14 protein-coding genes and 1 other RNA gene are annotated in these 13,850 nt (G+C 45.2%); 9 read left to right on the plus strand and 6 right to left on the minus strand.

Annotated features, from left to right (window positions below; all coding sequences use genetic code 11):
* Positions 1 to 37 precede the first annotated feature (37 nt).
* From glcF to ABY044_RS02710, 3 genes are read right to left on the minus strand one after another with little or no spacing between them, the layout of a single operon-like run.
* Positions 38 to 1,222, minus strand: coding sequence for a glycolate oxidase subunit GlcF (glcF, locus tag ABY044_RS02700; protein WP_373017901.1), 1,185 nt, complete (start codon positions 1,220 to 1,222; stop codon positions 38 to 40).
* 6 nt (positions 1,223 to 1,228) lie between these two features.
* Entirely contained in the window at positions 1,229 to 2,185 is a 957-nt protein-coding gene (locus tag ABY044_RS02705; RefSeq protein ID WP_373017903.1) for an FAD-binding protein, read from the minus strand.
* Positions 2,185 to 3,621 carry an FAD-linked oxidase C-terminal domain-containing protein gene (locus tag ABY044_RS02710; protein WP_373017905.1) on the minus strand — a complete coding sequence of 479 codons (1,437 nt, stop codon included), beginning with the start codon at positions 3,619 to 3,621 and terminating at the stop codon, positions 2,185 to 2,187. Before ABY044_RS02710 ends, ABY044_RS02705 begins: the two co-directional genes overlap by 1 nt.
* A 95-nt stretch (positions 3,622 to 3,716) precedes the next feature.
* Between ABY044_RS02710 and ABY044_RS02715 the strand changes: the two genes are divergently transcribed.
* Positions 3,717 to 4,832 carry an alanine--glyoxylate aminotransferase family protein gene (locus ABY044_RS02715; RefSeq protein ID WP_373017907.1) on the plus strand — a complete coding sequence of 372 codons (1,116 nt, stop codon included), beginning with the start codon at positions 3,717 to 3,719 and terminating at the stop codon, positions 4,830 to 4,832.
* A 189-nt stretch (positions 4,833 to 5,021) separates the two neighbouring features.
* Complete coding sequence (locus tag ABY044_RS02720) at positions 5,022 to 5,366, plus strand: hypothetical protein (RefSeq protein WP_373017909.1); 345 nt, start codon at positions 5,022 to 5,024, stop codon at positions 5,364 to 5,366.
* Positions 5,367 to 5,490: 124 nt separating this feature from the next.
* Here ABY044_RS02720 and fur read toward each other — a convergent pair whose 3' ends face one another.
* On the minus strand, positions 5,491 to 5,895 hold the full coding sequence (fur, locus tag ABY044_RS02725; RefSeq protein ID WP_373017911.1) for a ferric iron uptake transcriptional regulator: 405 nt from the start codon (positions 5,893 to 5,895) through the stop codon (positions 5,491 to 5,493).
* Between the two features lie 101 nt (positions 5,896 to 5,996).
* Here fur and ABY044_RS02730 point away from each other — a divergent pair, with 101 nt between their 5' ends.
* Positions 5,997 to 6,398: an outer membrane protein assembly factor BamE gene (locus ABY044_RS02730; protein ID WP_373017913.1), complete on the plus strand. Its 402-nt coding sequence runs from the start codon at positions 5,997 to 5,999 to the stop codon at positions 6,396 to 6,398.
* A gap of 135 nt (positions 6,399 to 6,533) precedes the next feature.
* On the opposite strand, the gene ABY044_RS02735 is transcribed toward ABY044_RS02730, so the two are convergent.
* Together ABY044_RS02735 and ABY044_RS02740 are read right to left on the minus strand one after the other, a co-directional pair.
* Positions 6,534 to 6,815, minus strand: a complete 282-nt coding sequence (locus ABY044_RS02735) for an RnfH family protein (protein WP_373017915.1) — start codon at positions 6,813 to 6,815, stop codon at positions 6,534 to 6,536.
* 16 nt (positions 6,816 to 6,831) lie between these two features.
* Positions 6,832 to 7,263 carry a type II toxin-antitoxin system RatA family toxin gene (locus ABY044_RS02740; RefSeq protein ID WP_373017917.1) on the minus strand — a complete coding sequence of 144 codons (432 nt, stop codon included), beginning with the start codon at positions 7,261 to 7,263 and terminating at the stop codon, positions 6,832 to 6,834.
* 219 nt (positions 7,264 to 7,482) lie between these two features.
* Between ABY044_RS02740 and ABY044_RS02745 the strand changes: the two genes are divergently transcribed.
* From ABY044_RS02745 to ABY044_RS02770, 6 genes are all read left to right on the plus strand, one after another.
* The gene (locus tag ABY044_RS02745) at positions 7,483 to 8,202 is read left to right on the plus strand and encodes a hypothetical protein (protein WP_373017919.1); all 720 of its coding nucleotides are present in this window, start codon (positions 7,483 to 7,485) and stop codon (positions 8,200 to 8,202) included.
* Between the two features lie 83 nt (positions 8,203 to 8,285).
* Complete coding sequence (gene smpB / locus ABY044_RS02750) at positions 8,286 to 8,771, plus strand: SsrA-binding protein SmpB (RefSeq protein ID WP_373017921.1); 486 nt, start codon at positions 8,286 to 8,288, stop codon at positions 8,769 to 8,771.
* A gap of 178 nt (positions 8,772 to 8,949) precedes the next feature.
* Positions 8,950 to 9,306, plus strand: a transfer-messenger RNA (tmRNA) gene (gene ssrA, locus ABY044_RS02755).
* Positions 9,307 to 9,678: 372 nt separating this feature from the next.
* Complete coding sequence (locus ABY044_RS02760; protein ID WP_373017923.1) at positions 9,679 to 10,320, plus strand: hypothetical protein; 642 nt, start codon at positions 9,679 to 9,681, stop codon at positions 10,318 to 10,320.
* A 339-nt stretch (positions 10,321 to 10,659) separates the two neighbouring features.
* A complete protein-coding gene (locus tag ABY044_RS02765; RefSeq protein WP_373017925.1) occupies positions 10,660 to 11,541 on the plus strand; it encodes an ABC transporter substrate-binding protein in 882 nt (293 codons plus the stop codon).
* 1 nt (position 11,542) lies between these two features.
* Positions 11,543 to 13,537: a putative bifunctional diguanylate cyclase/phosphodiesterase gene (locus ABY044_RS02770; protein WP_373017927.1), complete on the plus strand. Its 1,995-nt coding sequence runs from the start codon at positions 11,543 to 11,545 to the stop codon at positions 13,535 to 13,537.
* The last annotated feature ends 313 nt before the right edge of the window (positions 13,538 to 13,850 follow it).

Here is a 13,850-nt window from a genome sequence, read left to right on the forward strand (position 1 = left end):
GTTTCGAACGGTTGAATCTGCAAGCTTGCGAAAATTTTTATAAAAGTTCAATCCAGTGTTTTACCGGCGTGTTGGTGCCCTTCTGCAAATGCATCAGACAACCGATGTTTGCGGTGACAATCACGCTGGGTTCATCCTTTAACAGATTATTCAGCTTGTTATCACGCAACTCGTGAGAAAGTTTTTTCTGGGTAATCGAGTAAGTTCCCGCCGACCCGCAGCATAGATGCGAATCTTGAACCGGGTTCAGTGTAAAGCCCAAATCGACTAACGTTTTTTCGACCACGCCCCCCAGTTTCTGACCATGTTGTAACGTACACGGCGACTGGAACACGATTTTCTCGTTATGAGTACGCTTAAACGCACTCAAATCCTGTTTTAACAGATATTCGGAAATATCCATTGTATGTTCGACCACTCTTTTGGCCTTTTTGGCGTAGGCTTTATCGTCCTTCAAAAGGTGGGCGTAATCTTTGATCATCACTCCACAGCCGCTGGCGTTGGAAATAATCGCTTCCGCACCATGATCCAACTCGGACAACCAGGCGTCGATATTACGCTTAACCTTTGACAATGCATCCCGGGTACCCGAAAGATGGTGATCCACCGCACCGCAACATTGCTCCTGCGGAGTCTCTATCACTCCGATGCCCAAACGGTGCAAGACGTTGCGCGTCGCCAAATTGATGTTCGGCGCCAAAGAAGGCTGAACGCAGCCGGAAACCAACAAAACCTGTTTAGGGTGAGATTCTTCCTGGGCAGCCGCCAGCAATTGTTCCAATTTCGGGTCGGCTTTGGAGTGCTTGGCGAAAGGCCACAGAGCAATCAAAAAGTTAAACAATTTGGGCGTTGTCAATGTCTTGCGCAACGTCCAACGAAACAATCGTTGCGGCAATGGACGCGGACTTTTCTCTTCGATAAACTCACGGCCGATATCCAATAAATGACCGTATTCCACCCCCGACGGACAAGTGGTTTCGCAAGACCGGCAAGTCAAACAGCGATCCAAATGCACCAATGAATTTGCACTGACCTGTTTGCCTTCCAAAGCGTTTTTAATCAGGTAAATACGGCCGCGTGGAGAGTCGAGTTCATCGCCTAAAATACCGTAGGTCGGACAGGCCGACAGACAGAAACCGCAGTGCACACACGAACGCAAAATCTGATCGGCGGTCTTACCCGTAGTGGTTTTCAATAAATCAACTGGAATATGAGTTTGCATAGAATTTTATAAAGGCTTGAACACATTGTAAGGATCAAACACCTGTTTCAATCCTGCTTTGATTTTAGAAATGGCATCCGGATCATTATGACGCGGGGCGAAATAACTCTGCCATAAAGTCGAATACGGTGCCGGCGCTTCATCACTGATCACCCAGCGGCGCTGTCCGCACATACCGACGGCAATGGTATTTGGAATCGAAGGTGCCGGACCCTCGGTATCCACACGCCACAACTTCTGTCCGGCTTCAAGCTTGGGCTGGAACGGATTCAGCGTCAGCCAAATATCGTTATCGCATTGCATTGCATCCTGTTCGGCATGTTCGCCGAAGACGCGATAATAGAAAAGCCCGTTATAGTAAGCGCAGCCGGACAGCGGCAAAGTGGTTCCGGCCATCTTGTTCATAAGAACAATCGCTTCGTCTTCCGGCATCTCTTTACAATAAGTGACTTCTTCGACCAATGGAATGACTTTCAAGCTCAACTCGGTAATCACCGCCATTGATCCCTTGGAACCCGCCATCATTCTGGAAACGTCGTAACCGGCGACGTTCTTAATCATCTGCCCGCCGAATGTCAGTTGCTGACCTCGTCCGTCAATCATCTTGGTGCCGAGAACAAAATCCCGCAACACGCCACGGAAAGGTCGGGATGGTCCCGTTAAAGCACAGGCATAAGTCCCGCCGATGGTCGAACCGCCATAATCCGGCGGCTCGAATCCCAACATTTGATTATGCTCGGCCAAAGCGGCTTTTAAATCGGTGAGCTTGGTGCCCGACTTAACCGTAATCACAAGCTCCGACGGTTCATAAGCGACGATTCCACTATTCTCGCTCAGTGAAATTTCCTCAATACCCGATACCTGCGGCACTTTGGTTTTATTGCCCGTAATCTGAAGGGTACGCTTTTCAGTTGCTGCCTGTTTAATCTGATCTGATAATTGATTGCTAAACGAATCGCTCATTAAAAACGCTCCAACTCCGGGAAAGGCAATTGATTATTATGTACGTGCATCTGCCCGACTTCCGCACAACGGTGCAACGTCGGCACGGCCTTTCCTGGGTTCATCAATTCGGTGTCGTCGAACACCGCTTTAATCGCATGAAAAATTTCCAATTCCGGCGTCGCAAACTGGTGGCACATCGAATCCAGTTTCTCGACACCGACACCGTGTTCACCGGTGATGGTTCCGCCGACATCCAAACACAATTTAAGAATCTCGGCACCGAATTTTTCGGTCTGCTCCAGTTCACCCGGCTTATTCGCATCGTACAGAATCAGCGGATGCAAATTACCGTCACCGGCGTGAAAGACATTCGCCACTTCCAATTGATATTTCTGAGAAAGTTTTTCAATCTGCTCTAACACAAACGCAAGCCGCTTACGCGGAATCGTTCCGTCCATGCAATAGTAATCCGGCGAAAATCGACCGACGGCCGGAAAGGCGTTTTTACGTCCTTGCCACAAAGCGATACGCTCCGCTTCATTTTGAGAAACCTTGATGGTGGTGGCTCCGCTACGTTCGAGAATTTTAGCGATTCGCTGGGTGTCCACTTTTACCTGATCGAAACTACCGTCAACTTCACACAATAACAATGCCTCGGCATCGAGCGGATATCCGACCTGCGCATACTCTTCCGCCGCCTTGATCGAAAACTTATCCATCATTTCCAAACCGGCCGGAATAATACCGCGTTCCAACACACTGGTCACCGCATCGGCACAGGCACTTACGGAATCGAACCCCGCCATAACCAACTGAGCGGTATCCGGTTTAGGCAACAGCTTCACTTTGACTTCGACAATCACACCCAGCAGGCCTTCCGAACCGTTCAACAAAGCCAACAGGTCAATGCCGTCGTCTTTTTCATCCAAGACCAAAATATCGCCTTCCATATTCACCACGGTGATGGAAAGAACGTTATGGACGGTCAAGCCGTATTTAAGGCAATGTACACCGCCGGAATTTTCGGCAACGTTACCGCCAATCGAACAGGCAACTTGGGAGGAAGGATCGGGTGCGTAATAAAGGCCGTAAGGTTCGACCGCTTGAGTCACGGAAATGTTTCTGACGCCCGGTTGAAGCACGGCAGTGCGTGCCAAAGGATCGATATGCAAAATACGGTTCATCTTGGAAAGACCAAGTACGATTCCTTCGGAAAGCGGCAGTGCGCCGCCGGCTAATCCGGTACCCGAACCGCGTGTAATCACAGGTGTTTTATGTTTTTTACAGATTTGTAATGCCGTTTGCACTTCTTCGACATTATTAGGAAGCACAACCGCCAGAGGTTTCTGCCGATAGGCCGACAATCCGTCACACTCGTAAGGCGCACACTGCTCCGTGTCTGCAATCACGCTACCGCTAGGTAACGTTTGTATCAATTCTTGTATAACACTCATAATTGGGATTATAATTGATTTAAATCAAGTTTCATCCAATTTTTTTATCACCCTACTGAAACGGTAGCAATCTCAAGTAAGGAAAGTTGAACGCTATGCAATCATTCAATCCACCTATTCGTACTTTAATGGGTCCAGGCCCTTCCGACGTTCACCCACGCATTCTATCTGCCATGGCTCGTCCGACTATCGGTCACCTTGACCCTGAATTCGTCCGCATGATGGACGAAGTCAAAACCCTTTTAAAGTATGCGTTTCAGACAGAAAACGAAATGACCATGCCGGTATCGGCACCTGGTTCGGCCGGCATGGAAACCTGCTTCGCGAACCTGGTCGAACCGGGCGATAAAGTCATTGTCTGCATCAACGGTGTTTTCGGGATGCGTATGAAAGAAAACGTCGAACGTACCGGCGGAATCTGCATTGAGGTTCACGACGATTGGGGAACGGCGGTTTCTCCCGAAAAAGTGGAAGCGACATTAAAAGAACACAGCGACGCAAAAATCGTTGCATTCGTACACGCTGAAACCTCAACCGGTGCTTGCTCGGATGTGAAAGCGATTTGTGATATCGCACAAAAATACGACTGTTTGACCATTGTTGACGCCGTAACTTCATTGGGTGGCGTTCCGATTAAAGTGGACGAATGGGGTGTTGACGCGATCTATTCCGGTACCCAGAAATGTCTTTCCTGTACGCCAGGTTTGTCACCGGTCAGCTTCAACGAGCGCGCCTTGGATAAAGTCCGCAACCGTAAAACCAAAGTACAGAGCTGGTTCCTGGATTTGAACTTGGTTATGGGCTACTGGGGTCAAGGTGCCAAACGTGCCTACCACCATACCGCGCCAATCAATGCGCTTTACGGTTTGCACGAATCATTGGTCATGCTTAAAGAAGAAGGATTGGAAAACGCTTGGGCACGTCATGCAGCCATGCATGAAAAACTGAAAGCCGGTCTTGAAGAAATGGGCATCAAGTTCGTAGTTGACGAAGCGGTTCGTTTGCCGCAACTAAACTCTGTTTGGATTCCGGAAGGCTTTGACGATGCGGCGGTTCGCTCCGAATTGTTAAACACATACAACTTGGAAATCGGTGCTGGTCTTGGCGACTTCGCCGGTAAAGTATGGCGTATCGGCCTAATGGGCTTCTCGGCCAAAGAAGAGAACGTTCTTTTCTGCCTATCCGCTTTGAAAAAGGTATTGGGCAAATAAACCGTGATTTAATCCCGGATTAAACCCAAGTAAATCCGGGTTGAAACTGAACCGCTCCGCCGCATTGAATTTCATTGTGACCGGGCGGTTTTTTTATGCCCGAAACCTGCTTAATCAATCTTTACAATCTTCTCTGAACGAATTCAAAATCCTTCCGTACAGAAACTTAAATCCGGAATATCCGTCAATATGATTCAATTAACCGACTCTCTCAGCACCTGGACGACGGCCGACTTCAAACCCCGTTTTATTGCGGAAGTACAACGTTTGGATGGCAGAAAACTACCTTTACAAGCGGGTCTATCTTTATCAAGCTATGCGTTGTTCGATGACTTCAAGGTGATGGTATTGAATACGGAGGAAGATAGAGACTTCATCTTCGTAAAAACAGGTCTCTTTTACACCGGCATTATTTCCGGTTGCAGTTGCGCCGACGATCCGACGCCACTGGACGAACAAAACGAATATTGCGAAGTTCTATTCAAGATAGACAAATGTAACGGTATGACAGAAGTCTCGCTGCTGGGGAATTAAAATCCTCTTTATAAGAAAACGCTTAATCGGCCAACCTTTGGTAACGCCCTACTCCGAAAATAAAAAAAGCAGCCATTGGCTGCTTTTTCTTAACGAACTGCTGAATCCCGTCAGACCCAAACCGTTATTCCGGTAAGGTTCCGTAAATTACCAAATTATGGCCCGAAAGGTCGTAACCGTTCTCTTTGGCAATTTCTTGGATACGTTCCTCGATAACCGCATCGACAAACTCTTTCACCTTGCCGCTCTTCAAACAAACCAAATGGTCATGGTTGTCGCCGGTATCCAATTCAAAAATCGAAATATTGTTCTCAAAATTCAGGCGACGCACAATACCGGCCTGCTCGAATTGAGTCAGTACACGGTAAACGGTTGCCAAGCCAACCTCTTCACCTTGATCCAATAATATCTTATAAACGTCTTCCGCGGTTAAATGGTGATCTTCACCTGCACTCTCCAAAATCTCAAGAATTTTCAATCTCGGCAAGGTAACCTTCAAGCCCTTTTTCTTCAGCTCCGCTCCGCTCATTTGAACCTCAATTCCTTATACGTTATTATTGTGATTGTGACGCATCCACATCTCTTCGATAGCGTGTATAATAAACCATTTTTGAGCCAACTAGAATATTAATGAAAATGACCCCAATCCTGAACTCTGTTCTTAAAGCGGCTCTGCTTAGCGCCCAGAAACATTCCAAACTACTTTTAGCGTTAGGCTTATCGGGAAGCATGATGGCGGGATGTTCAATTTTTGAACCCTACAAAGCCACCTTAACACAAGGCACCATCATCTCTCAGGAAGCGATTGGACTATTGCAAGAAGGCTTAACCAAGGACCAGACAAGACAGTTATTCGGTCCGCCGATGGGTGAAGATCCATTCAATCCAAATATTTGGAGTTACGCATTCTATACCACCGACGACAATTTCCATCCGGATGCGGTTAAACGCCTGTCGGTCGTATTCGATGCCGACCAGATGATTGAATCCTGGAAAATCTCCGAAGAACCCATTCAGCTTCAAGACCACTAATCGGCAAGCACTCATCTAAGCCAATCCCCCGCCTCTGACCTCTTCCAAAACCATAGGCGGGAGGTTAAATGAATCCCTTACCTTTACCTCCGCGTCTTCATAGATTCTTCAAATCGAATGACTTTAATTTATATCTCAATCTTTCTGCTGACGACGTTCGCTCTCGACCTGCTGACGTCTTCTATCACGCGGATCGACCTTCAGCGGACGATATACCTCGATACGGTCCCCTTCACGCAACACCGTATCCAACGTTACCTGCTTACCGAAAATTCCAACCTTATCGATGTCAAGCAGAGGAAACTCTTCCATTAACTTGGAGGACTTTAAAGCCTGCTCGACCGTACAGCCTTCCTCTACTTGTTGCTCGAATAAATACTGCTCTTTCGGCAGAGCGTAAGCTACTTCAATACGCATGGATTATCCTTTTGAGTTAAGCGTAGACTTGTTTGGCACGTTCACAGAATGCATCCACCAAGGTATTCGCAATCTGCTCGAATATCGGACCAATCGCCGCATTCAATAAACCGCTACTGACCTCAAATTCCACTTCAAAGCTGATTTTACAGGCATCGACATCCAATACCTTGAACTCCCACTCGCCTTTTAACGCCTTAAAAGGACCGTCCACCAAATTCATCTCAATCCGCTGGCCCGGCACAAGGTGATTGCGTGTACTAAAAGTCTGCTTGATACCCGCTTTGGCAATGGTGACCTTCGCCTGCATTTCAAACTCGGTTTGAGAAACCACCTCTGCATCACCACACCAAGGCAAAAATTCCGGATAAGAAGCGACATCATTAACAAGGTCGAAAACCTGCTGTGCCGAATAAGGAAGCAAGGCCGTTCTTGTGATCTTTTTCATATCTACAGCTATATTCCACACTGACTAAAAATATTCACATCCCCCGATCCGTTTCACATTTCATCAAACACGTAATCATGAAAGCGGCGAATGCCTAAAAAAGGGAATTATACCAAAGCTCCGCCACCCGGCTTAAAGAGTGTTCCGTGAATTCCACAAAGATTGCGCTATAATCCATAAAAGAATCCGTCACCGAATCCAAAACACAGAGGGCTCGATATGAAACATTTGATTACCATCGGCTTGATATGCGCCACGTTCAATGCCGCCGCAGGCGAGTACCAGGAAATTGAAAACCCGCCAGCCTCCGCAGGTGGATTCATCAAAGACAGCTTTGTGGTCAACTACAGCGCCGACGACTTCACCGATAAAATCGACGAAGCCAAGATTCTCTATATTCCTAAAGATTTTTCCACTCAACCCGCGTTTTTCTTCCGTCGCCGCCCCTACTACACTAACTTCAGCGTGCAATTTCTGGAACAGGAAGATAAGCTGAAAAACTCGGATGGCAGCCTGACCAACGTCGCCGCGTCTTTCGCCGAGCACGGTTTTGTCTACAATGCCAAGCACGACTTAAAAGTTTCCACCGGCAGCGACAGCGAACGCATAAAAGTGCTGCTTGGCGGACAAAACAATCACTTAACCAAACTCTTCAAAACCGATGTTAAGCAATCACCCGGCCTATTGGGAATGAGTTTCTACTTCACATTCAATTATCAGGAAATGCCCGATTTCCGCGGCGCCTCCAACACCGACGATACCAAAGACGTCTTCAAGCTGCTAAACCGCTCCCTAGAAAAACAGCAACCGCTACATTTGCAACTGGACGGACGAAACGCACCCGATCGCGATTTTGAGCTGGATATCAAACGAATGCAGCAGGCTGTTCCTGAATCCGTAATCGACTTCTGCCTAAGCGGACGCAAATTAATCAACTAAGTATAAATTTAACGCCCGGATTGTAGCCTGATATAATACGCATCCACTTAAAACAGAATTAAAGCACGGTTGTTTTACCCCTTATGGCGAAGAAAAAATCGAATAAAAAAGATAACTCCCATCAGATTGCGCAAAACAAAAAGGCGCGTCACGATTACTTCATCGAAGAAGTACACGAAGCCGGACTTTCTCTAGAAGGTTGGGAGATCAAAAGCATCCGTGCAGGCAAGGTCAACATTCGTGAAAGCTACATTCTTCTAAAAGACAATGAAGCCTATCTTTTCGGCGCTCAAATCACGCCGCTAATCACCGCATCGACCCACACGATCCACGACCCGATGCGCTTGCGCAAGTTGTTGTTGCACCGTCGTGAACTGGATCGCTTGATCGGCCAGGTCGATCGCGGCGGTTACACCATCGTTCCGCTGGATATGCACTGGAGTAAAAACGGCAAGGTCAAATGCGACATCGGACTGGCTAAAGGTAAGAAACTTCATGACAAACGTGCCACCGAAAAAGAACGCGAGTGGAACCGAGATAAACAAAGAATCTTGAAAACCGCACGTTAAAACCCTATATAATACCCAAGCTTGATAAACGGCGGTTAAATCGCGAATTAATCAAGTTTAGTTCTTTTAAAATTTGGAAACCTTAATATTAGGTTTCTCTCGTTTAAAAGCAAACGGCCTAAAGTTTTAAACTGGCCTGCCGACTTTTAAACAACGTCAAATTGACGCATTTCTATTTGGGGATGTACTGGTTTCGACGGGGAGACTGAAGCTTAAGATGCATGTCGTGCCTGAACAATGCACGTAAATCTTAGTTCAAACAGTTATAGTTGCAAACGACGATAACTACGCTCTAGCGGCTTAATTCCCGCTGGTGCAGCGCAGGCCAGTTGCCTATGGCCCCTGTCGCTGTATCGACTTACATAGGATCGCGTCGGGTACGTGTTTGGGTGCCCATCGCTAAACTTAACAAACTCGCTTAGTGTGATCCCTGCTGGTCGGGCAGCATCTAGGTTAAATGAATAGACCAAATAAACATGTAGAGTTTTAAGTGGATGCTTTCCGGACGGCGGTTCGATTCCGCCCATCTCCACCAATTACAATTTAGTTGAACACCTTCAGCGCTAACTAAGACCGGAGCCTCGTCCTCCCGTTTAAGAACTTGCTCTCCGAGCGAAATCCTTGCTTACAAATATTTCTGTACTGACAAGACGATTTCTTTTACCCAGACAATTCACAAAAACGATTCTCTTCATTTTTACATTCCCTTCACTTTGATTTACCCTCTTTTATTTATCAATCTGCTTAAAATTTTCAAAATAAATAGGTACTTACAGCCTCTTTGCGTTATAGTTTTTTTAGACAAAAAGAAGAACAATGAAAACTATGTTCCGGTCTTTTCAGGGAAAGTCAGATAAAAAGGAATGGAATGGATTCTAGTTCCTGGCTCTATTGAAGGATTAATAACGTGTTTAAATTCATAAAAAGCCTATTTTCGTCAGCCAATTCCGATGTAAAGACGAAAACACCTCCCCTCCTTGACCAGCAGCCTGATACCGGTGAATCGACTACTCCCGCTAAAGAACTTCTAAAACAAGCCACTTCGCTTAAAAAAGAAAAAAAGTACGATCAAGCATGTGAAAAACTTCAGGAATCCTATCAAGCACTGGGCGCGGAAAACCTGACAATCAAAGATCGCCTTCGACTTCCCATGTACCTGCAACTCGCTAAACGTAATGAAGAAGGATGGAATGAACTCAACCGCCTGACACTCAAGTATATAGACGTTTCCTCCCAGGTAGAGATCGCTAATCAAATGCGGATATTTTTGCAAAACGACCAAAAGTACGCACAAGCGATTCTGTTCGCGATTTGGACTTTATGTAAAGAGATTGAAAGAGATCGATTTAATCAGACAATAAGTGAACAGCTCATACAAGAAAACATGGCTCCGAATAATATTGAATCCAGAATTTCCCCTCTTTTAAAAAAAGAGAACAAGCCTCATTTAACGGAAACGATTTCAAAACAGACATCGGAATACCTGCAATCGACTCAACACTATGACCTACGGGCAATCAAAAACCTGTTAAGCGAAATAATGGAATAAACCTCAGTAAGATAAAAAAAGAAACAATTTATTCCATGCCGCTTTTTTCGTCCAATTCACATACAGACGAACTCAACTCGCCCTTCTTCTGCGTCGGTTCAACTACTCGTTTATTTAATTTGTTTCATGCCGCCAACTAATTCCTTATCGTTATAAACGGCTATATCCCCTAATTAAACTCTGTATATTTATGGGGTCCGTAATAAGCAACACTCAACGGACATTTATCACTCCTATAACGATAAATCCTATGATATGATGCCTTAAACTAACCATATACTTTAAAAGGTTATGTCGAATACAATCTGCATAACTACGACTAACAAAGACCGCTTAAACATGATGAAAAAAATAACCCTGTTTATTAGTATTCTCCTATTACTAACGTCATGCACATCAAGCCAACCCGAAAAACTTAAAATTTCAGCCACCACCTGGATCGGCTACACCCCTCTCTTTTATGCTAAAGAAAAAGGCTGGCTAAAACCTTTAAACATCAAACTCCTGCATGTCGTTTCTCTAAGCGAGAATATGTACCTCTACCAGTCCGGAAACTCAGATGCATACGTAGGCACCCAATACGAATACAGCATAATCTCGCCTCAAGACCATAAGATTTTGCCCGTCATGATGTTCGACCGCTCTTACGGTGGGGATATCATTATGAGCAACGTATCGATAGAGACCCTGCAGAACACAAACAAAACCATCGATGCTTATCTGGAAATGGACTCTATTAACAGCACTCTGTTAAGGGATTTCATTAAGCAGCACCATTTACACGAAAAAAACATTAACTACATCAACCAAGATCAAGCCAAGTCCTCTGCTCTTTCTGCAGAAAAAGCCAAAAACCCGACATTGATCATCACCTATAACCCTTATAACGTCGATTTAGAGAAACGAGGCTTTAAAGAAATTGCTTCCACAAGAACCGGACTTGATCTGCTCGTTGTTGATGCACTATTTACAACCGAAGCAACACTCTATAAACATAAGGAGCAGTTTGTCGAACTGAAAAAACTGGTCGATAAAGCTATCGACGAACTTCAGCGCAACCCTAGAGAGTTCTACAAAACGGTTAAGCCGTATATGCTTGAATTAAGCTATAAAGACTTCATGCACTCCCTTGAAGACATCATCTGGATTAATAAAGAAATTTCGCCGGAATTGAAGGACCGCTTGAGTAAAGATAACTTCCCTACTAGAGGGCTTATTTAAGATGTTACTGAGCATTAAACAGTTTATGCTGTTGATCATCCTACTTCTTATTGGAGTCTTATACAGTATCTTCGCCGACTATTATCTAGAACAGAGAAATCAAACCGCATCGGTCATCTTAAAAACCTTGCAAGACGACATGTCCGAAATCAGCTACATCCTTTCAAAAAACATTAGCGAGAAAAAAGAAGTCGAGGGTTCAAGATCTCTACTTGACCGTTCCGCTTCGAATAACGATTTTATTAAAGCAATCATGGTTCTCGACGATCGAGATGTGTTGATGACCACCGATCCCCATTACCGAAAAGCTCCGACCAAAGACTCTATATATAGCTGGGAAGAAGAATCGCCCTACGATCAATTAACCCAAAAAACCGGAATCGAAGGTATCATCCGTTTTTACGAAGGCAAACATCTAAAAAAACTCACGCTTCTTTTCTTGCTGGATCAAGAAGAAATCTACTCAAATCTAAGCTACAACAAAACCAAATTCTTCATCTATTTCGGACTTTTACCTGCCTTAAGCATCTTTTTAATCTGGTTACTACTCAAATCGTTCGTTGCCAACCCGTTAGAAAAGTTACGCCAATACGCCTACTATCAAAGCGTCATTCCCAAAGCACTCAAAATCAAAGAACTGGAAGCAATTCGATCATCCATGGTACAAACCTTTTCCAGGTTGGACGTGGAACAAAAAGAGCTTTATAAAATGGCTCGTACCGACTCTTTGAGTGGATTGGCCAACCGTAATGCTCTGAATGAACACCTTAAAAGAATGATTGCCGGCGCCTCCCGCTCGCAAAAAGAGTTCGCCTATCTATTTTTAGATTTGGATAACTTTAAAACCGTCAACGATGCGCTGGGACATCACATCGGTGACGAACTGTTACAAAGCATCGCCACTACCATATCGGGAGTACTCAGCGAAAACGATTTTGTAGCACGCGTCGGCGGTGACGAATTTGTGATTGTTTTAGAAGATTACAACTCGATTACCGAGCTGACCCACATCATAGAACGTATCCAGAACCGCCTAAGCATCACCTGGGTGGTACAAACTCATCCTATTAATATCACCAGCAGTGTCGGGGTCGCTTTCTACCCCAAAGACGGTACCGATATTATCTCTTTAATGCAGCACTCCGATATCGCCATGTACGAGGCTAAAAAGAAAGGCCGTGCGCAATACCACTTCTTTACCGAACAACTGAATACCGAGGTCAAGAAAAGCATCGCTCTGGATAAAGCCATGCGCAGAGCATTGCAGCATGATGAGTATGAACTGTACTATCAACCAAAAGTAGACGTAGAAACCGGTGAGGTTGTCGGTGCCGAAGCGTTGATACGCTGGATCACGCGAACGGATGGCATAATTCCGCCAAACGACTTCATCCCCCTTGCTGAAGAAAACGGCTTTATCGTCGAACTCGGCCTATGGATTATGCGTGAAGCGATGTTGCAACAGCAACGCTGGAAAGCCAAGGGAATCGACATCTCCATTTCCATTAACGTTGCCGCTCAACAATTGACTGACGACCATTTTGAATCCAAATTCAAATCCATACTTCAAGAAACCGGGGCCGATGCATCCAAAATAGATTTTGAAATCACCGAATACCTGTTTTTAGACCAGACCAGTAACAACCTCAATACCTTGAAGATGATTCACGACCACGGCATCACGATCTCTCTGGACGATTTCGGTACCGGTTATTCGTCTCTTTCTTATCTCAAGAAGTTCCCGATCGACAATCTTAAAATCGACAAAACGTTCGTCGACGATTACGAAACCTCCGAAGGTGGTGTTTTCCTCGAAACCATTGTCAAAATGGGACAAACACTCGACATGACGGTCATCGCCGAAGGGGTTGAAACGAAAGAACAGGCGCTGTATCTCAAAAACGTCGGTTGCCAACTTTGTCAGGGTTACTATTTCTCGAAACCGCTTCCGGTGGATGATTTTGAAAGATTCTACAAAGCCCATCATTCCGCATGACACGCATAACATTAGAGTTATAGACTTTTCTAAACAAAGACTAAAGTACAAAGACTGAAGTACAAAAACTGAAGATTAGGTAAGCCTTAGCTCAACATCCTTAACTTTACTCAACTTGCAAAATCCAATCTATTGAAACATCAAAACTCAGCATTTAATAAAATACTTCGAAGCCCTGACAGTCTATTTAAACGATTATTCAAGCGTTTTTAAGCGGCTATCAACTCCCAATTCGCATGTAAACACAACCAGGCTTTCCGGAAGGTGTTATGACAATCGAATTGCCATGAAACTAGACAGCCCCCACTTTTTT

It is taken from the genome of Thiomicrorhabdus sp. (assembly GCF_041583835.1).
GTDB lineage: Bacteria > Pseudomonadota > Gammaproteobacteria > Thiomicrospirales > Thiomicrospiraceae > Thiomicrorhabdus.

Coding starts and splice junctions, on each gene's coding strand:
- glcF (WP_373017901.1), bottom strand. CDS start 1,222: ATGCAAACTCATATTCCAGTTGATTTATTGAAAACCACTACGGGTAAG.
- ABY044_RS02705 (WP_373017903.1), bottom strand. CDS start 2,185: ATGAGCGATTCGTTTAGCAATCAATTATCAGATCAGATTAAACAGGCA.
- ABY044_RS02710 (WP_373017905.1), bottom strand. CDS start 3,621: ATGAGTGTTATACAAGAATTGATACAAACGTTACCTAGCGGTAGCGTG.
- ABY044_RS02715 (WP_373017907.1), top strand. CDS start 3,717: ATGCAATCATTCAATCCACCTATTCGTACTTTAATGGGTCCAGGCCCT.
- ABY044_RS02720 (WP_373017909.1), top strand. CDS start 5,022: ATGATTCAATTAACCGACTCTCTCAGCACCTGGACGACGGCCGACTTC.
- fur (WP_373017911.1), bottom strand. CDS start 5,895: ATGAGCGGAGCGGAGCTGAAGAAAAAGGGCTTGAAGGTTACCTTGCCG.
- ABY044_RS02730 (WP_373017913.1), top strand. CDS start 5,997: ATGAAAATGACCCCAATCCTGAACTCTGTTCTTAAAGCGGCTCTGCTT.
- ABY044_RS02735 (WP_373017915.1), bottom strand. CDS start 6,815: ATGCGTATTGAAGTAGCTTACGCTCTGCCGAAAGAGCAGTATTTATTC.
- ABY044_RS02740 (WP_373017917.1), bottom strand. CDS start 7,263: ATGAAAAAGATCACAAGAACGGCCTTGCTTCCTTATTCGGCACAGCAG.
- ABY044_RS02745 (WP_373017919.1), top strand. CDS start 7,483: ATGAAACATTTGATTACCATCGGCTTGATATGCGCCACGTTCAATGCC.
- smpB (WP_373017921.1), top strand. CDS start 8,286: ATGGCGAAGAAAAAATCGAATAAAAAAGATAACTCCCATCAGATTGCG.
- ABY044_RS02765 (WP_373017925.1), top strand. CDS start 10,660: ATGATGAAAAAAATAACCCTGTTTATTAGTATTCTCCTATTACTAACG.
- ABY044_RS02770 (WP_373017927.1), top strand. CDS start 11,543: ATGTTACTGAGCATTAAACAGTTTATGCTGTTGATCATCCTACTTCTT.